Raw genomic sequence first — 18,104 nt, forward strand, 5'->3', positions numbered from 1 at the left:
GGGCTGTACGGGTGCGGCTGTCCGGGTGCACGTGACGGCTCCCCGGCGCGGCGCGTTGGCCCCGGTGACCGACGACCGTAACCGGGGAGGCCACCATGACGGTCCTGAGCATCGCCCGCCGGCTGCCCGCCGTGACCCGGCGCGCTCCCGTCCGGCGCCTGGACCTGATGGCGGCGTTCTGGGCGCACGGCCGGGGGCGGGACCGGGTGCTGATGCTCCTCGCGCACAGCTCGCTGCCCGCCGCGGCCCACGCCGGCGTACGCCTGGGCCACGGCGTCCCCGCCGACCTGGTCAGCCTCGCGCCCTCGCCGGGCGGCGCCGCGATCGTCGTACGGGTCCACCCCCGCGACCTTCCCCCGATGTGGCCGGTGAGCCTGCGGGTGGGGGACCGGGAGGCGGTGGTGCCCGCCGGAATGACGCTGCCCCCGCAGACCTTCCGCCGCGGGCTGCGGCGGTATCGGTCCACGGGGGCCGTCGATCCACTGGGCCGGTTCGTCGTCGTGACGGAACGCGGCCGGGGGGCGGCTACTTGACCGCCCCGGCCATCACCCCCGACACGAACTGACGCTGGAACGCGAAGAACACGATCAGCGGGATGACCATCGAGATGAACCCGCCGGGCGCGATCACGTCGAAGTTGGCCCCGTACTGCCGCACCTCCTGCTGCAGCGCCACCGTGATCGGCGGGCTGCCCGGGTCCGCGAAGACCAGGGCGATCAGCATGTCGTTCCACACCCACAGGAACTGGAAGATGCCCAGCGCCGCGATCGCGGCCCCGGCCAGCGGCATCACGACCCGGAAGAACAGCCGGAACTCGCTCGCCCCGTCCAGCCGCGCCGCCTCCAGCAGCTCCCGGGGGATCTCCGCGAAGAAGTTCCGCAGCAGGAACACGGCGAACGGCAGGCCGAACGCCGTATGGAAGAGCACCACACCCGTGATCGTGTGGAAGATCCCCAGATCGCCGAAGAGCCGGGCCAGCGGGATCAGCGCCACCTGGACGGGCACCACCAGCAGACCCACGACGACCAGGAACCACCAGTCGCGGCCGGGGAAGTCCATCCACGCGAACGCGTAGCCCGCGAGCGAGCCGATGAGGACCACCAGCAGCGTGGACGGGACGGTGATGAGGACCGTGGTGAGGAGCGACTTCAGGATCGCGTCGTTCTCCAGCAGCGCCTCGTAGTTGGCGGCGGTCAGCTCCGCGGGCGCGGAGAACACCGTCCACCAGCCGTCCTTCGCGAACTCCGACGGATCGCGGAACGACGACACGAGCAGGCCGATCGTCGGCATCAGCCAGAACAGCGCCACGGCTATCAGCACCAGCTGCATCACACCGCTGCCGGCCTTCGCGGACAGCCGCGCCGCCAGGGGCCGCTTCGCCTTCAGGGCGGGGGCGTCGGCGGTCATCGGCGGGTCTCCTTCCGCAGTCGCCGGATGTTGACGTACATCACCGGGATGACCAGCAGGAGCAGCAGCACCGCGATGGCGCTGCCCACCCCGTGGTCGGGGGAGGCCGTGCCGATGCCGACGTTGTAGAGCAGCACCGCCAGCACCGTCGCCTCGTCGGCGGAGGTGTTGGGGGCGATGACGTACACCAGGTCGAAGATCTTCAGCACGTTGATCATCAGGGTGACGAGCACCACGACGAGCACCGGCGCCAGGACAGGGACCGTGATCCGGCGGAAGACCTGCCATTCGTTGGCGCCGTCCACCCGGGCCGCCTCCAGGAGCTCCCGGGGCACCCCGGCCAGGCCGGCGGCGATGAGGACCATGGCGAACCCGGCCCACATCCAGACGTAGCTGCTCATCACGCCCCAGGTGACGACCGAGGGGCCGAGCCAGTCGACGCCGCCGTACTTCTCGGCGAAGTTCGAGGCGGGCAGCCGCAGCTGCGCCCCGGCGGCCGAGTCGGGCAGGACGAAGGTGCCGTCGGCGCCGGACGTGGTGGAGGCCACCACCTTGCCGTCCTTCACCGCCTCGACCTTGATGCCCGCGAGAGCCTTCTCGCCCTGGTCCACGGCGTTCTGGTTGTTCTTGCCCTGCGCCGGGGTCAGGAAGTCCAGCCAGACGGTCCCGGTGACGCCGTCGGCCGGCCCGGGCGAGGCGGCCTGCGGCTCGGCGGCCATGTCCGCAGGCTTGAGCCCGACGACCGGGAGCAGCACCGGGGTGCCGGGCTGGGCGGCGGCCTTGGTGGTGAAGCTGTCGCCGGCCGACTTCTCCAGCGGGGAGCCGCTGTTCGTCCGGCCGTTGGCGCCCGGCCAGGGGGCGCCGTCGACGAACGTGTCGTGGATTCCCGTCCACATGGCGTTGGCGACGCCCTGCTCCGGGTTGGCCTCGTACACCAGCCGGAAGATGATGCCGGCCGCCAGCATGGAGATCGCCATCGGCATGAAGACGATCAGCTTGAACGCCGTACCCCAGCGGATGCGCTCGGTCAGGACCGCGAAGATCAGACCGAGCACGGTGCACACCAGGGGGGCGACCGCCACCCAGATCAGGTTGTTCTTGATGGCGGTGAAGAACGCGTCGTTGGTGAAGACCTCGGTGTAGTTGTCCAGCCCGATGAACGCGGAGCCGTCCTTGTCGAACAGGCTGCGGTACACCGAGTAGACGATGGGATAGGCGACCAGTGCGCCCAGCAGGACCAGGGCGGGCAGCAGGAACACGCCCGCCACCCAGCCCCGGGTGCCGGTCACCGACTTTCTCGGACGCGGGGGAGTGACGGTGCCGGCGGGCGTCTTCCCGACGCCGCCGGCACCTGCCCCGCTTGTCTCGGCGGTGGCCACGGGTGCGTCCCGTCAGCCCTTGAACGCCGCTGCGGCCTCGGACTCCAGCGCCTTCTGCGCCCCGGCCACGTCGGACGGCTTGGCCAGGAAGTCCTGCAGCGCCTTCCACTCGCCGTCGCCCTTCGTACCGCCGAAGGCCGCCGGGGCCTGGTCGGACATGTCGAAGCGGAAGTCGTCGCCGGAGGCGATCAGCGCCTCGGCGATGGTGCGCTGCACGTCGTTCGGGTACGCGTCCATCGGCACGCTCTTGTTGGGGGAGAGGAACCCGCCCTGGGCCGCCATCAGCGACGCCGCCTCCTTGGAGGCGAACCACGTCAGCAGCGCCTGCGCGCCCTCGCCGTCCTTCAGCGCCACCGCCGCGTCGCCGCCGGTCACCACGGGGGAGGCGTCGCCGACCGCGGGGAACGGGAACACGTTCGCGTCCTTGCCGATCTCCGCCTTGGTCTCCGCGATGGACGCGGAGACAAAGTCACCCTCGTAGACCATGGCGGCCTTCGGGTCGTCCAGGTCCGCGAACGGCTTGGTCGCGGAGGTCGGGAACTCCGTCTTCAGCGAGCCGGCCTTGCCGCCCGCCTGCAGATCGTCGTTGCCCCACAGCGCGGCCAGGGTGGTCAGCGCGTCCTTCACGGACGGGTCAGTCCACTTGATCTCGTGCTTGGCCAGCTTGTCGTACATCTCCGGGCCGGCCTGGGAGAGGTAGACGTTCTCGAACCAGTCGGTGAGCGTCCAGCCGTCCGCGCCGCCGACCGCGACCGGGTCCACGCCCGAGTCGGCGACGGCCTGCGCGACGGTCATGAAGTCGTCCCACGTCTTGGGGACTTCCGCTCCGGCGTCCGTGAAGACGGCGGTGTTGTACCAGATCAGGGACTTGTTGGCGGACTTCCAGTAGACGCCGTACTGCTTGCCGTCGACGTTCCCGAGGTCCTGCCAGCCCTGCGAGTAGTTCTTGGTGAGCTCCGCCTGCGCCCCGGCGCCCAGCGGCTTCGCCCAGCTCTTCCCGGCGAACTCCTGGAGCACGCCCACCTGCGGCACCATCACCACGTCGGGGACCTTGCCGCCGGCGATCTGGGTCCCCACGAAACCGGCCACGTTGTCGCCGGTCGGGACGTACTTCACGGTGGCGCCGGTGCGCTTGGCGAACTCGTCGAGGACCTTCTTGAAGTTGTCCTGCTCGGCGCCCGTCCACACGGCCCCGACCTGGAGCGTCTGCCCGTCCAGCTTCGGCAGCTTGACCCCGCCGCCGTCCTGCGACTCCGTCTTCTTCTCGTCGTCCGCCTTGTCGTCGTCCGAGCCGCACGACGTGACGCCCAGCGTCAGCAGGCTCGCGCCGACCAGTGCTAACGCGGTCCGTCCCGCTCGGTGCGCGCGGTGTCTAGTCGTCTGCGTGGTACGCATTTCAAGCCTCCTGGAGCTGTTCGGTGGCACTGTCCTACGCCTGCCCTATCAGCTCCGCAATACCGTCCTTGCGCGCATGCAAGGCATCGTGACCTTGCTGTAACGGCCTGTTGTCCTTTGGTCCGGACAACTCCCGCGAGCGCGCGGTCAGTTGATGTGGATCACGCGTTGTTCGAGCGTTTTACGCCAGAACCGGTGTCACGTCCGCGCCCGCCGACTGCGCCGCGCGCTGCAGGGCGCTCGCCAGGAGGGCCAGATCCGTCGGCCCGTTGCCCAGCTCCCGCAGCGGCCGGGTGGTGGGCGGGGCGCCCATCCGCTCCCACTCCAGCGGTACGACCGTGGGGCGGGCCGTCGCCGTACGCGGGATGCGGCCGGTGACCCGGCCCGCCTGGAACGGCACCGGGGACTTGCCCGGCCGGTGCAGCTCGCCGCGGCCGGGCGGGACGTCGGGCGCGGCGCCGAGCCGGACGAGGAGCTCCGCCCGGGTGCGGGCCGAGGCGCCCGCGGTCTGCTCGGGGCGGCCCGTGGCGGCGATGAGGTCGACGGCGAGGCGGCCGCCGTCGCGGGCGATGGTGTCCAGGGCGCGGACCACGGAGCCGGCCGCGGGGCGGGCGGGGGAGCCGAGGGCGGGGGCGATCAGGGCGTCGTAGTCGTCGACGATCACCACCAGGCGGGGCTGGGCGGCCAGGAGGCGCTGCGCCATGCGGGCGTCGCGGACGTCACGGGCGTCGGGGGCCGACTGGACGGCCTGCGCCGACTGGGGGCGCAGGCGGAGGGTGTTGCTCGGCGGGGGCTCGAGCTCGCCGCCGCCGCGCTGGCCGGGGACGCCGCGGGAGGCGGCCAGCAGCTCCGTACGGCGCTTCAGCTCGCCGGCGAGGGACTGGGCGAACTCACGCATGCGGAGGGGGTCGTTGGCGGGGAGGTACGTCGAGACGTGCGGCAGGTCCGTACAGACGCGCAGTCCCTCGCCGCGCTCCGAGCCGCCGCCGTCGATCAGCACCAGCTGCAGCCGGTCGGGGCGCTCGGACGCGGCCAGCGACGCGGCGAGGGAGCGCAGCAGCTCCGTCTTCCCCGACCCCGCCGCCCCTTCGACGAACACCGGCTGCGTCCCCTCCGCCGTCAGATCCGCCTCCAGCGGCCCCCGCGGCCCCGCCCCGAACACGGCGAGCGCCCGCGTCCTGTCCGCCCACCGCGCGGTGAGCGCCGTCGGGGTGGCCCGGGCCAGCCCCAGCTCGTCCAGCAGCCGCACCGACGCCGGCAGCTCACCCGGCGCCCGCCCGGCACCCTCGCCGTCCGCGGGCGCGCGCAGCGGCGCCAGCGCCCGCGCCAGGCGCTCGGCCCACGCGGCCGACACGGCGTCCACGACCCCCGGCCGCCCCGGCGTCTCCCGTCCCTCCGCCACGGCCGCCGCGAACCAGTCGCCGCCCGGCGTCGCACGCGGGTCCGACCCCGGCCCGTCCAGCCAGGCCCGCCCCGTCCCGTACGCCGTTCCGGACTCCCCGGTCGCCGGATCGGCCGTCGCCGGCCGCCACAGCACGCGCAGGAACGACGCCACATCACCGCTGAGCAGCGCCACCGCGCCGCACTCCGCGAACCCGGGGGTGTCGGCCACGGCCGTCTCGTAACTCGCCGTCAGCGGGGAGCTCGGCGTCGCCGACGGCGTCTCCGCCAGGCACAGCAGATGGATCCCGGCGGCCGGCCCGCGCAGCCCCAGCCGGGCCACCGCGTCCCGCAGCTCCGCCGGGCCGACGTCGCCGTCGACCACCACGACCGTGTGCGCCGGACCGCCCCCGCCGTCCCCGTCGAGCCGCCGCAGCAGCTCACCGAGGCGCGCGGACGCCTGCTCCCGGTCGTACGCCGTGAGGAGCCGGCAGTCCTGGCCCCGCGCCGGCCGCAGCTGGGGCAGCCAGCCCAGCCAGGACCAGTCCGCGAGCCGGTCGGCGAGCGGCCGCGCCCGGTCGGCGGCCAGCAGCACCAGCTCCAGGTCGTCCGTCGCGTCCAGCGTCGCCAGCTGCGCCAGCACCGACCGCGCCAGCCCCGTCAGCCGCGGCCGCGGCCCGGCCAGCCCCAGCGACCCGGCCTCGCGCAGCGACACGACGAGGGGCTCGGGCGCGCCGTGCGTGTCCGCGGTCCCCAGCCGTACGCTCAGCGCGTCCCGATGCCCCGTGTCCCGCGAGCTGTGCCGGGCCCCGCCCAGCGCCGCGAGCAGCACCTCCGCCGGATCGGGCCAGCGCCCGGCTTCCGCGGGGTCGGCCGGGGGGCGGGACTCGCGGGGAAGCTCCGCGGCCTCGGACGGGGCGGTCCCGAAGCGCCGGGACCAGAACCCGCGCCGGGCCGGCGCCGCGTACGGCTCCGGACCTCCGTCGGCGGGGGGCGCGGAGTCGGGCGTCTGGGCGTGTTCCAACGTATCGGCGCCCTCCAGCCGCAGCACCGACTCCCCGATGCGCAGCAGCGCCCCCGGCCGCAGCGGCACCGGCCGCTCGCCCACGGGCACACCGTCGACCGTCGTCCCGTTCGTCGAGCCGAGGTCCGCCACCGACGCCCGGCCGTCCTCGGCCACCGTCACCGCGCAGTGCAGCCGCGACACGTCGGGGTCGTCCAGGGGCACCTCCGCCTCGCCCGAGCGCCCTATCCGGACCTGGCCCCCGTGCAGCAGATGCACGCCGCCCGCGTCCGGTCCGGCGGCGATCAGCAGGCGCACCGGAGCCTCCGCGTGCTCCCCGGGCACGCCGGGGGCGCCCAGCGACAGCACCGCGCCGTCCGTCAGCGGCGGCTCGCCCAGCACGGTGCGGTCGGGGTCCAGCGCCCGCTCCCCGGCGAAGAGCGGAACCGCCGAGCCGGCCGGGATCCCCGCGCCGGCGCCCCCGGCCGCCGCGGCCACGGCGTCGGCGAGGCCCACCGAGACGGCGGACAGCGGCGTACCGGAAGGCGCGGTGACGAGCACGTCCACGCTCGAACCCCGCGCGCCCCGGGGCACATGGGGCCCCAGGACGGTCATCCGGATCTGCATCGGCGGTCACCGGCCCCTTCTCGCGATCGGTGCGGTGAAGCGCATCTTCCCATCTCTCGCCGACACCCCGCGCCCGGGCCGCAGTTGGCTGGTCACGGCGGCGCCGCTATGTCGTGTACGTGCCTGCTTGAGACCATGATCACCCGTCGCCCGCCCGGTTGTGCGGGGGCAACCATGTGGCCGCGCCGCGCGTCCTTCCCATAACCCCGTCCACACGGAAGCGGACGGGGCGGCGACCCGGGTCGTACATCAGTCCTGAGTGGGAAGGCGCACGGCTAGAGTGGGCGGTCAGCAGTGCATGGACGAGGACAGAAGGCGTCGATCGCCGTCTGTGACACCAGCGAGGAGCGCATGACGTGCGGCCGGTAGGCAGCAAGTACCTGCTCGAGGAGCCGCTCGGACGCGGCGCCACGGGCACCGTCTGGCGTGCCCGCCAGCGGGAGACGGCGGGCGCCGAGGCCGCCGTGCCGGGACAGCCCGGCGAGACCCTGGCGATCAAGGTCCTCAAGGAGGAGCTGGCGAGCGACCCGGACGTGGTGATGCGCTTCCTGCGGGAGCGCTCCGTCCTGCTGCGCCTCACGCACCCCAACATCGTCCGGACCCGCGACCTGGTGGTCGAGGGAGATCTCCTCGCCCTGGTCATGGACCTGGTCGACGGCCCCGACCTGCACCGCTATCTGCGGGAGAACGGCCCGTTCACCCCGATCGCCGCGGCGCTGCTCACCGCGGGCATCGCCGACGCGCTGGCCGCCAGCCACGCCGACGGCATCGTCCACCGCGACCTCAAGCCCGCGAACGTGCTGCTCGCCGGGACCGACGCGGCCGGCGGCAGCCTGCACCCGATGCTCACCGACTTCGGCATCGCCCGCCTCGCCGACTCCCCGGGCCTGACCCGCACCAGCGAGTTCGTCGGCACCCCGGCGTACGTCGCGCCCGAGTCCGCCGAGGGCCGCCCGCAGACCTCCGCCGTCGACATCTACGGCGCCGGCATCCTGCTGTACGAGCTGGTCACCGGTCGCCCGCCGTTCACCGGCGGCACCGCGCTGGAGGTCCTCCACCAGCATCTGCGCGAGGAGCCCGCACGCCCGGGGAACGTCCCGGAGCCCCTGTGGACGGTCATCAAGGCCTGCCTGAACAAGAACCCCGACCAGCGCCCCAGCGCCGAGAGCCTGGCCCGCGGCCTGCGCGCCGTCGCGGGCGGCATCAGCGCCAGCGCCTCGCCCGACCAGATCGCCGCCGCCATGGGCGTCGCCGCCCTGCTGGTCCCGGACACGGCCCCGACCGCCGTCCCCGGCAGCGGCGTCAACCCGCCCGGCGCCGCCGACCCCACGCAGGTGCTGCCCACCCGCGGCAACCCGCCGGCGTACGACCCCAACGCCCGGACCAGCGTGATGCCGGCCGGGGGCGGCGGTGACGACGACCGCACCCGGGTGATGCCCCCCACGCAGCCGCCGGAGCCGGAGGGGCCGCACCCCTGGCAGACGCAGATGAGCGCCCTGCGCGACCGCAACGAGCAGACGCAGCAGGTCGGCTACATCGACCCCGACGACGACCCGCTGCGCCGCCGCCCCCAGCGCCAGGTGCAGCGCGACCACGGCCGGCAGCAGCGCTACGACCAGGGCCCGCCCCCGGCCCCCCAGCAGCCGCAGCGCCGCCCCGAGCCGCAGCGCTACGCCCCGCAGCCCCAGCAGCGCCCGCCGGCCCCGCCGCCGGAGCCGCGCCGCGACCGGGGCTCCAACCCCAACCGGATGCGGATCCCGGGACTGGGCTGCCTCAAGGGGTGCCTGGTCGTCCTGCTGGTGCTGTTCTTCGGCGGCTGGGCCGTGTGGGAGCTGACGCCGCTGCAGGACTGGGTGGCCGACGGCAAGAGCTTCTGGGACCAGATCTCCGACACGTACACCGAGGTCAAGGACTGGATAAGCGAGGTCACGGGCCTCGTCGACGACGCCAACGACGTCAAGGACGGGGTGGACGGCGTGAAGGACGGGGTGGACGGGGTCAAGGACGCCAAGCCCTGATCCGTACGCGACGAAACGGAACCGCCGTGCCCAACCGGGCGCGGCGGTTTTGCCGTTCCGACGGGAACCCGCCAAAGGTGTGCTGACCTTGGCGATTTGTCGACACCCAAAGGGTGTTTTACCGGATACCGGGACACCCAACCCGCCCACGGCCGCGTAACTTTGTCGCCATGGCACGGAGAATCGGCAGCCGGTACACCGCGAACCAGGTGCTCGGCAGAGGCAGCGCGGGCACGGTGTGGCTGGGTGAGGGACCGCGGGGGCCGGTGGCCGTCAAGCTGCTGCGGGAGGATCTCGCGGAGGACCGCGAGCTGGTCGGCCGCTTCGTCCAGGAGCGCTCCGCGCTGCTGTCGCTGAACCACCCGCACGTCGTCGGCGTCCAGGACCTCGTCGTCGACGGCACCGACCTCGCCCTGGTCATGGACCTCGTACGGGGTACGGACCTGCGCACCCGCCTGGACCACGAGCGGCGCCTGACCCCCGAGGCCGCCGTGTCGATCACGGCGGACGTGGCCGACGCCCTGGCCGCCGCGCACTCCGCCGGCGTCGTGCACCGCGACGTGAAGCCGGAGAACGTCCTGCTGGACTCCGCGGCCCCGCCCGGCCCCGGCGGCGCCCCGCCCGCCCTGCTGACGGACTTCGGCATCGCCAAGCTGATCGACGCCCCCAGCCGCGCCCCCCAGCCCGCCGCCGGCTCCGGCGCCCGCGTCCCCTCCCAGCGCCGCGTCATCGGCACGCCCGACTATCTCGCCCCCGAGCTCGTCGAGGGCCTCCCCGCCCGCGCGGCCGTCGACATCTACGCCCTGGCGACGGTCCTGTACGAACTCCTCGCCGGCTTCACCCCCTTCGGCGGCGGCCACCCCGGCGCCGTCCTGCGCCGCCACGTCACGGAGACGGTGGCCCCGCTGCCCGGCATCCCCGACGAGCTCTGGCAGCTCGTCCTGCAGTGTCTGGCCAAGGCCCCCGCGTCCCGGCTGCGCGCCGCCGAGATGGCCACCGCGCTGCGCGAGATCCTCCCGGACCTCAAGGGCATGCCCCGCCTCGACGTCGACGAGCCGCACGAGCCCACCGCCGCGTACGAGCCCGACCCCCTCCCGGAGCCGGCGAAGACCCCCGAGGAGCGCCCCCGGCGCGGCGCCGTCCCCCTGGTCCACGGCTCCGTCCCCGACTCCAACCGCGACACCCACACCAGCATGCGCGTCCCCTCCGCCGACGAGCTGGCAGGCGGCCCCCTGGGCACCGCCCGCGTCCCCCGCGTCCACGGCGCCCCCCGCCCCGGCTCCGCCCGCGCCCGCACCGCGGCCCGCGTCCGCCGCCTCCGCCTGGCCGTCGTGGTGGCCGCCGTCGTGGTGGTGACGGCGGCCGTGGTCGGCTGGCTCGCCCTCTAGGGAGCCACCGGACCGGGGACGTCGTATGCCCCGCGCAGCCAGTACCCTGTCAGCGTGGCTGTACCTGACTTCGCTGAAGCGCTCAAAGACCTCCGGACGACGATGGAGTCGATCGTCGCCGTCCTCGACCTCGACAAGCTGCGGGGCGACGCCGCCGCGCTCGAGGAGCGTGCCGCGGACCCCGGCCTGTGGGACGACCCGGACAACGCCCAGAAGGTGACCAGCCAGCTCTCGGCGGTCCAGGGTCAGATCCGCAAGGTCGAGGAGCTGGGCAGCCGCATCGACGACGTCGAGGTGCTGCACGAGCTGGCCGAGGCCGAGGGCGACGCCGACTCCCTCGCGGAGGCGGAGAGCGAGCTGATGTCCGCCCGCAAGGACGTCGACGAGCTCGAGGTCCGCACCCTGCTGTCCGGCGAGTACGACCCGCGTGAGGCCATGGTCACGATCCGTGCCGAGGCCGGCGGCGTCGACGCCTCCGACTTCGCGGAGCAGCTGCAGCGCATGTATCTGCGCTGGGCCGAGCGCAAGGGCTACCCCACCGAGGTGCTGGACACCTCGTACGCGGAGGAGGCCGGCATCAAGTCGACGACCTTCGCCGTGAAGGTCCCGTACGCCTACGGCACCCTCTCCGTCGAGCAGGGCACGCACCGCATGGTCCGCATCTCCCCCTTCGACAACCAGGGCCGCCGCCAGACGTCCTTCGCCGGCGTCGAGGTGCTGCCCGTCGTGGAGCAGACCGACCACGTCGACATCCCGGAGAACGAGATGCGCATCGACGTCTTCCGCTCCTCGGGCCCCGGCGGCCAGTCCGTCAACACCACGGACTCCGCGGTCCGCATCACGCACCTGCCGACCGGCATCGTGGTCTCCTGCCAGAACGAGAAGTCCCAGATCCAGAACCGCGCCGCCGCCATGCGCGTCCTGCAGGCCCGCCTGCTGGCCCGCCGCAAGGAGGAGGAGCAGGCGAAGATGAACGCCCTCAAGGGCGACACCGCCGGCTCCTGGGGCAACCAGATGCGGTCGTACGTGCTGCAGCCCTACCAGATGGTCAAGGACCTGCGCACGGAGCACGAGGTCGGCAACCCGCAGGCCGTCCTGGACGGCGAGCTGGACGGCTTCCTCGAGGCGGGCATCCGCTGGCGCAAGCAGCAGGAGAAGGCCGCGTAGGGCCGTACGACCCCGCATACGGCGAAGGGCCCGGAGCGAGCTGCTCCGGGCCCTTCGTGCGCCTCTCAGGCCGTCTGGTGCTCCAGGAAGAGCACGGCGGCGACGGCCGCCAGCAGTGCGAGGAGCCACAGCACCATCGCCGGGGTCACGGCGAAGCCGTACTCCCGCTGGAGCCGCTCCCTGCTCGCCCGGCAGACGGCGCACCGGCCCTCGCTCACGGGCCCCGCGCAGTTGGCGCACACCAGCCAGTCGCTTGTCATGCGCTCTCCTCCTCCCTGCAGGCCTTTCCCCTACCACTGTGCCAGTTCTCCGGCGAATCGGCGCGCGGCCCAGCCGGTCCCGGTCCCTCCGGCGTACGGGACGGCCGGAAACCGTACGCCCGATGCCGGAATTGCTCCGAGGTCAAACGTGACGAAACGCACTTACCGCACACGGTGACTGCGCGCCGCCCCCGGGTTCGCGTATGGTCGGCCGCGACCGACAGGGAGCCGCGCCGTGATCCGATTCGACAACGTCACGAAGATCTATCCCAAGCAGAACCGTCCCGCCCTGCGGGATGTCTCTCTCGACATCGAGAGAGGTGAGTTCGTGTTCCTGGTGGGTTCGTCCGGCTCCGGCAAGTCCACCTTCCTGCGCCTGATGCTCCGCGAGGAGCGCGCCACCCACGGGCAGGTGCACGTCCTGGGCAAGGACCTGAACCGGCTCTCCAACTGGAAGGTGCCGCAGATGCGCCGCCAGCTGGGCACCGTCTTCCAGGACTTCCGGCTGCTGCCCAACAAGACCGTCGGCGAGAACGTCGCCTTCGCGCTCGAGGTGATCGGCAAGCCGCGCGGCCAGATCCGCAAGACCGTCCCCGAGGTCCTCGACCTCGTCGGCCTGGCCGGCAAGCAGGACCGGATGCCCGGCGAGCTCTCCGGCGGTGAGCAGCAGCGCGTGGCGGTGGCCCGGGCCTTCGTCAACCGCCCCATGCTGCTGATCGCGGACGAGCCGACGGGCAACCTCGACCCCCAGACCTCGGTCGGGATCATGAAGCTGCTGGACCGGATCAACCGGACCGGCACCACCGTGATCATGGCCACCCACGACCAGCAGATCGTCGACCAGATGCGCCGGCGCGTCATCGAACTCGAGAAGGGCCTCCTGGTACGCGACCAGTCGCGCGGTGTCTACGGATACCAGCACTGAGTCCCCCGGCAGCCCCAAGCTCGACAGTCTGAAAGGACGGGCATGCGCGCCCAGTTCATCTTCTCGGAGATCGGCGTCGGTCTCCGGCGCAATCTCACGATGACCTTCGCGGTCGTCGTCTCCGTCGCCCTGTCCCTCGCCCTCTTCGGCTCGGCGCTGCTGCTCAACAAGCAGGTCGACGTGATGAAGGGGTACTGGTACGACAAGGTCAACGTCTCGATCTTCTTCTGCAACAAGGCGGACCAGGAGACCTCCAAGAACTGCGGGAAGGGGGCGGTCACCAAGCAGCAGAAGGACGTCATCAAGGCGGATCTGGACAAGATGCCGCTGGTCGAGACGGTGACGTACGAGTCCTCGCAGGAGGCGTACAAGCACTACAAGGAGCAGTTCGGCGACTCCCTGCTGGCCAGCTCCCTCACCCCCGACCAGATGCAGGAGTCGTACCGGATCAAGCTGACGGACCCCACCAAGTACGAGGTGGTCGCCAGCGCGTTCGCGGACCGGCCCGGGGTGCAGGAGGTGCAGGACCAGCGGAACCTGCTGAAGAACCTCTTCGAACTCCTGCGGAACCTGAACTTCGCCGCGGTCTTCATCATGGCGCTGATGCTGGTCGTCGCGCTGATGCTGATCGTCAACACGGTCCGGGTGTCCGCGTTCAGCCGGCGGCGCGAGACCGGGATCATGCGGCTGGTGGGCGCATCGAGCCTCTATATCCAGGTGCCGTTCATCATGGAGGCCGCCGTCGCGGGGCTGTTGGGCGCTGGCCTGGCCTGCGTGCTGCTCGTCGCCGGGCGTTACTTCATGATCGACAACGGGATGAACCTGGCGGAGAAGCTGCCGCTGATCAACTTCATCGGGTGGGACCAGGTGATAAGAGTGCTGCCGCTGGTGCTCGCGGTGGGGCTGTTGATGCCGGCCGTGGCAGCGTTCGTCGCGCTGCGCAAGTACCTGAAGGTGTGAGATAAGGGACAGCCCATGCGGGTGCGGCCGGGGTCAACTGCCCCTTCCGCGCCCGCTTCTGTCCTAGACTCGGCGACATGTCGGGACCGTATACCCGCGTCCGGAGCGCACCGAGCCAGGAGGGGCGGAGAAGGATTCACCCACCCCGGGCCGTGCGCCGCGGGGCGGCCCTCACCCTCCTGTTCGCCAGTGTCCTCGCCGCCGGCGCGGCCACCGGCTCCTGGGCCGAGGACGGCCGCCGGGCGACGGGAACGCTGTGGGACGGTCCGGAGCCCGCGCGCGACGCCCTGGTGCCCGCCCCTTCCGCCGACGTCCCCGCGCCGGCCGCCCGTGAGCTCGTCAGCCGCAGCGGCGACCGCTGGTCGGCGGCGTACAGCGCGGGGGAGTACGAGGGGGTCCGGCAGGGCCTGGACGGCCGGTACACCGGTGTCGGGCTGTGGATCGTACGGGGCAGGGGCGGCCGGATAGCGGTCTCCCGCGTGCTGCCCCACAGCCCAGCCGACCGCGCCGGGATCCGCGCCGGGGACCGGCTGCTGCGCATCGACGGCGCCCGGGTCACCGGCGAGCCCGTCACGGACGTCGTCGCCCGGCTGCGCTCCGAGGCCGGGGTCGCCCCCGCCGCCGTCGGCAGCGCCGTCAGCCTGGACCTCGTACGCCGCGGCACGGGCCGCTGGCGGGAGGTCCTGATCCGGGAGCGGCTCACGGTGGACCCGGTCACGCTGGCGTACGACTCCGGGCCGGCCGTGATCCGCGTCGAGTCCTTCACGCGCGGGAGCGGGGCGCGGGTGCGCGAGGCGGTGCGCTCCGCCGCCGGTACGGGCATCGTGCTCGACCTGCGCGGGAATCCCGGGGGCCTGGTCGCCGAGGCCGTGGGCGCCGCGTCCGCGTTCCTGGACGACGGGGTGGTGGCCACGTACGACCTGCGCGGACGCCAGCACGCCCTGTACGCCCGCCCCGGCGGTGACACGACGACCCCGCTGGTCGTGCTGGTCGACGGCGGCACGATGAGCGCCGCGGAGCTGCTGGCCGGGGCGCTGCAGGACCGCGGGCGGGCGGTCGTCGTGGGCGGCCGGACGTTCGGGAAGGGCACCGTACAGCTGCCGCGGCCGATGCCCGACGGGTCGGTGGCGGAGCTGACCGTGGGCCAGTACCGCACGCCGTCCGGGCGGAGCCCGGAGGGCCGGGGTGTCGAGCCGGACCTGCAGGTGACGCGGCCCGGGGAGGCGATGGGCGAGGCGCGCACGGTATTGAGTGGCCTCGGGGCCGGGGTCTAGTGCGAGAATGACGGGGCTATGGCGAAAATCAAGGACCCGGACCGCAAGCTGATCGCGCAGAACAAGCGCGCGCGCTACGACTACCACATCCTCGACACCTACGAGTGCGGGCTGGTGCTCACCGGCACCGAGGTGAAGTCGCTGCGCCTGGGACGCGCGTCGCTCGCCGACGGCTTCGTGCAGATCGACGGCGGCGAGGCGTGGCTGCACAACGTGCACATCCCGGAGTACGCCCAGGGCACGTGGACCAACCACGCCGCCCGGCGCCGGCGCAAGCTGCTGCTGCACCGCTCGGAGATCGACAAGCTCGAGGCCAAGTCGCAGGAGACGGCGCACACGATCGTGCCGCTCGCCCTGTACTTCAGGAAGGGCCGCGCGAAGATCGAGATCGCGCTGGCCAAGGGCAAGAAGGAGTACGACAAGCGGCAGACCCTGCGCGAGCAGCAGGACCGCCGCGAGACGGACAAGGCGATCTCCGCCGCCCGCCGCCGCCAGCGGGCGTAGCCCGCTCCCGGGTGTCGGTGACCTGCGGGGAATGTAGTGGCCCCGGGCGGTGTTGATCCCGTACGATGGCAGTGCACCCGATGGGTGCGCACCTTGAAAAAAACACATGGGGATGATCGGTTTCGACAGCGGCTGTCGAAGCAGGGGAAGCGTGTCGAGGAAGCGGCCATGATCTCGTAAACCACAGGCCGAAACCAATAATCGCCAATTCCAAGCGCGATTCCTTCGCCCTCGCTGCCTAAGTAGCGACTTGCGAAGTGTCAGCCCGGGGGTGTTCCCGACCCGGATCCTGGCATCATCAAGGGAACTAAACCGTTAGGCCCGGTCACGGGGTGTAGCGGGAAACCAAACAGTGGCTGAGCCCGTCGGAGACTTGTCCGCGTGATCTCCGGGGCCGAGAAACTCACAGCGGACTGCACACGGAGAAGCCCTGATTCCGCACCGTTGGACGCGGGTTCGATTCCCGCCATCTCCACGAGAGCGAGGGCGAAGTGTGCCTGCGGACAGCGCAGGCCGCTTCGCCCTCGTTGTGTTTTGCGCGGCTTCGCCGCGCGCTGTGGGGGGCTCCGCCCACCCACACCCCCTGGGGGACGGGGTGGGCGGATGGTGTCGAGTGCCGTTCCGATTCGTCCCCTCAGTCGTTCCCGCGAGGGGTCACTCCTTGGGTGAGCGGCGGTCGATCGCCGTGCTCGCGGAGGACGGAGTCGTGTTCACCGTGCCCCAGCGGGGGACGTTCGTGGCGGAGAAGGCGTAGGTCAGCCCTTCGTGAACGTCAGCGGCTTGCGGGAGCCGTCCGTCCACTCGCGGCGCAGCGTTGTGGCGTCGATCAGGGTGAGCGTCGTGGCCGGTTCCGCGGTGCAGGCCGAAGTGGGCTGGGAGTGGGTGAGTGTGGTGGGGCTGAGGCGTAAGGGGGTGCCGGGGGCCGTGGGTTCGGTGAGGGTTGCCGTCCAGGTGCAGGTGTAGCGGGCGCCCAGGGCGCTCTTGCCGGTGCCCGTGAGGGTGATGACCCGGGTGCCGATACGGCCCTGGGTGATCGTCAGTTCGCGGTGGTGGGAGGCCAGGGCCAGGGTGTAGTCCGTCGTCCAGGTGCCCAGGAACGACGGGGGGACGTCGCCCGCCGGCGCCGGCGTGCTCGTACCGCTCGGTGACGCGCCGCCGCCGTCCGTAGCGGCGTCCGACGGCGTGGCCGCGGACCCGCCGGCCGACGGCGTCCCGCTCGCCTTCCCCGAGCGCTTCGCCGCCGGGGACACCCCCGGCGTCGACCCCGTCCCCGGGCGCCGGGTCGTCGCCGTGCCGCCCGCCGCGGCGCTGTCGTGGGCGGACGGGGTCTGGGCGTACCCCTCCTCCCCGGGGGAGTCCGAGCCGGCCAGGAGCAGCGCCGTCAGGCCCGCGAGCGTCGTGACCAGCGCCACCGCCGCGGTCATCAGCACCCCCCGCAGGCGCCGGGGGCGGCGGGCCGCCCGGTGACCCTCCTGGCGCACCACGGCGCGGGCGTCCCCGTCCTCCTCCTCCTCCACCTCCAGCAGCCGCACCGCGTGCCGTCCCAGCCGCGCCAGCACCCCGCCCGGCAGCCACGGCTCCCCGCCCGACCCCACGCGCGGGGCGTGCGCCAGCCGCACGACCTCCTCCGGCGTGGGCCGCGCCGCCGGGTCCTTCGCCAGGCACCGGCCGACCAGCGGCCACAGACCCTCCGGTACGCCCGTCAGGTCCGGCTCCTCGTGCGTGATCCGGAACATCAGCCCCATCACGCCGCCCTCCGGCGACCCGAACGGCATCCGCCCCGACGCCGCGTACACCAGCACCGACCCCAGGCTGAAGACGTCCCCCGCCGGCGTCAGCCGCTCCCCCCGCACCTGCTCCGGCGCCATGAACGCCGGCGACCCGACGGCCGTCCCCGCGTGTGTCACGGACTCCTCGCCGGAGGCGTGCAGCGCCCGCGCGATGCCGAAGTCGATGACCCGCGGACCGTCCAGCGTCAGCAGCACGTTCGACGGCTTGAGGTCCCGGTGGACGATTCCGGCAGCGTGGACGGCCTCCAGCGCGCGCCCGAGGCCGGCGGCCAGCACCCGTACCGACGCCTCGGGCAGCCGCCCGTAGTCCCGCGCGACGATGTCCTCCAGCGACGGCCCCGCGATGTATCCGGTGGCCACCCACGGCACCTCGGCCTCGGTGTCGGCGTCCAGCACCGGCGCCGTCCACTCCCCGCCGACGCGCCGGGCGGCCGTCACCTCCTGCCGGAAGCGGGTGCGGAACAGGGGCTCCTGGGCGAGCCGTTCGTGGATCAGCTTGACGGCGACCGTACGGCCCCGGTCCGAGCGGGCGAGAAAGACGCGGCCCATCCCGCCCGCGCCCAGCCGGCCGATGAGCCGGTACGCGCCGATCGACCGGGGATCCCCCGGCTCCAGCCTCTCCATGGC

14 protein-coding genes and 1 other RNA gene are annotated in these 18,104 nt (G+C 72.8%); 9 read left to right on the top strand and 6 right to left on the bottom strand.

Annotated elements, in window-relative coordinates:
* Window positions 1–95: 95 nt before the first annotated feature.
* Window positions 96–533, top strand: coding sequence for a hypothetical protein (locus tag SRB5_RS29660; protein WP_153456544.1), 438 nt, complete (start codon window positions 96–98; stop codon window positions 531–533).
* On the opposite strand, the gene SRB5_RS29665 is transcribed toward SRB5_RS29660, so the two are convergent.
* The 4 genes from SRB5_RS29665 to SRB5_RS29680 form a co-directional block, all read right to left on the bottom strand.
* Entirely contained in the window at window positions 526–1,407 is an 882-nt protein-coding gene (locus SRB5_RS29665; RefSeq protein WP_153456545.1) for a carbohydrate ABC transporter permease, read from the bottom strand. The genes SRB5_RS29660 and SRB5_RS29665 overlap by 8 nt on opposite strands.
* A complete protein-coding gene (locus SRB5_RS29670) occupies window positions 1,404–2,786 on the bottom strand; it encodes a carbohydrate ABC transporter permease (RefSeq protein WP_407703999.1) in 1,383 nt (460 codons plus the stop codon). The genes SRB5_RS29665 and SRB5_RS29670 overlap by 4 nt, the downstream gene beginning before the upstream one ends.
* Before the next feature lie 12 nt (window positions 2,787–2,798).
* Window positions 2,799–4,181, bottom strand: a complete 1,383-nt coding sequence (locus tag SRB5_RS29675) for an ABC transporter substrate-binding protein (protein WP_153456546.1) — start codon at window positions 4,179–4,181, stop codon at window positions 2,799–2,801.
* A 181-nt stretch (window positions 4,182–4,362) separates the two neighbouring features.
* A complete protein-coding gene (locus SRB5_RS29680; protein ID WP_153456547.1) occupies window positions 4,363–7,191 on the bottom strand; it encodes an FtsK/SpoIIIE domain-containing protein in 2,829 nt (942 codons plus the stop codon).
* Between the two features lie 356 nt (window positions 7,192–7,547).
* On the opposite strand from SRB5_RS29680, the gene SRB5_RS29685 reads away from it, so the two are divergent.
* From SRB5_RS29685 to prfB, 3 genes are all read left to right on the top strand, one after another.
* Window positions 7,548–9,209, top strand: a complete 1,662-nt coding sequence (locus SRB5_RS29685) for a serine/threonine-protein kinase (protein WP_323378709.1) — start codon at window positions 7,548–7,550, stop codon at window positions 9,207–9,209.
* A gap of 170 nt (window positions 9,210–9,379) precedes the next feature.
* Window positions 9,380–10,597, top strand: a complete 1,218-nt coding sequence (locus SRB5_RS29690; RefSeq protein WP_153456548.1) for a serine/threonine-protein kinase — start codon at window positions 9,380–9,382, stop codon at window positions 10,595–10,597.
* 54 nt (window positions 10,598–10,651) lie between these two features.
* Entirely contained in the window at window positions 10,652–11,764 is a 1,113-nt protein-coding gene (prfB, locus tag SRB5_RS29695) for a peptide chain release factor 2 (protein WP_323378711.1), read from the top strand.
* A 65-nt stretch (window positions 11,765–11,829) separates the two neighbouring features.
* Here the strand turns inward: prfB and SRB5_RS29700 are convergent, their stop codons facing one another.
* Window positions 11,830–12,024, bottom strand: coding sequence for a hypothetical protein (locus SRB5_RS29700; RefSeq protein ID WP_153456549.1), 195 nt, complete (start codon window positions 12,022–12,024; stop codon window positions 11,830–11,832).
* Between the two features lie 235 nt (window positions 12,025–12,259).
* Here SRB5_RS29700 and ftsE point away from each other — a divergent pair, with 235 nt between their 5' ends.
* The 5 genes from ftsE (at window position 12,260) to ssrA (ending at window position 16,165) form a co-directional block, all read left to right on the top strand.
* The gene (gene ftsE / locus SRB5_RS29705) at window positions 12,260–12,949 is read left to right on the top strand and encodes a cell division ATP-binding protein FtsE (protein WP_323378712.1); all 690 of its coding nucleotides are present in this window, start codon (window positions 12,260–12,262) and stop codon (window positions 12,947–12,949) included.
* 42 nt (window positions 12,950–12,991) lie between these two features.
* A complete protein-coding gene (ftsX, locus tag SRB5_RS29710) occupies window positions 12,992–13,909 on the top strand; it encodes a permease-like cell division protein FtsX (RefSeq protein ID WP_153456551.1) in 918 nt (305 codons plus the stop codon).
* A 77-nt stretch (window positions 13,910–13,986) separates the two neighbouring features.
* On the top strand, window positions 13,987–15,183 hold the full coding sequence (locus SRB5_RS29715) for a S41 family peptidase (protein ID WP_153456552.1): 1,197 nt from the start codon (window positions 13,987–13,989) through the stop codon (window positions 15,181–15,183).
* Window positions 15,184–15,201: 18 nt separating this feature from the next.
* Entirely contained in the window at window positions 15,202–15,687 is a 486-nt protein-coding gene (gene smpB, locus SRB5_RS29720; protein ID WP_153456553.1) for an SsrA-binding protein SmpB, read from the top strand.
* Window positions 15,688–15,795: 108 nt separating this feature from the next.
* Window positions 15,796–16,165: a transfer-messenger RNA gene (gene ssrA, locus SRB5_RS29725) on the top strand.
* A gap of 277 nt (window positions 16,166–16,442) precedes the next feature.
* Here ssrA and SRB5_RS29730 read toward each other — a convergent pair.
* A complete protein-coding gene (locus SRB5_RS29730) occupies window positions 16,443–18,101 on the bottom strand; it encodes a serine/threonine-protein kinase (RefSeq protein ID WP_153456554.1) in 1,659 nt (552 codons plus the stop codon).
* Window positions 18,102–18,104 lie beyond the last annotated feature (3 nt).

This window comes from Streptomyces smaragdinus, from assembly GCF_009604385.1.
Lineage (GTDB): Bacteria > Actinomycetota > Actinomycetes > Streptomycetales > Streptomycetaceae > Streptomyces > Streptomyces smaragdinus.

Coding starts and splice junctions, on each gene's coding strand:
- SRB5_RS29660 (WP_153456544.1), top strand. CDS start 96: ATGACGGTCCTGAGCATCGCCCGCCGGCTGCCCGCCGTGACCCGGCGC.
- SRB5_RS29665 (WP_153456545.1), bottom strand. CDS start 1,407: ATGACCGCCGACGCCCCCGCCCTGAAGGCGAAGCGGCCCCTGGCGGCG.
- SRB5_RS29675 (WP_153456546.1), bottom strand. CDS start 4,181: ATGCGTACCACGCAGACGACTAGACACCGCGCGCACCGAGCGGGACGG.
- SRB5_RS29680 (WP_153456547.1), bottom strand. CDS start 7,191: ATGCAGATCCGGATGACCGTCCTGGGGCCCCATGTGCCCCGGGGCGCG.
- SRB5_RS29690 (WP_153456548.1), top strand. CDS start 9,380: ATGGCACGGAGAATCGGCAGCCGGTACACCGCGAACCAGGTGCTCGGC.
- SRB5_RS29700 (WP_153456549.1), bottom strand. CDS start 12,024: ATGACAAGCGACTGGCTGGTGTGCGCCAACTGCGCGGGGCCCGTGAGC.
- ftsX (WP_153456551.1), top strand. CDS start 12,992: ATGCGCGCCCAGTTCATCTTCTCGGAGATCGGCGTCGGTCTCCGGCGC.
- SRB5_RS29715 (WP_153456552.1), top strand. CDS start 13,987: ATGTCGGGACCGTATACCCGCGTCCGGAGCGCACCGAGCCAGGAGGGG.
- smpB (WP_153456553.1), top strand. CDS start 15,202: ATGGCGAAAATCAAGGACCCGGACCGCAAGCTGATCGCGCAGAACAAG.
- SRB5_RS29730 (WP_153456554.1), bottom strand. CDS start 18,101: ATGGAGAGGCTGGAGCCGGGGGATCCCCGGTCGATCGGCGCGTACCGG.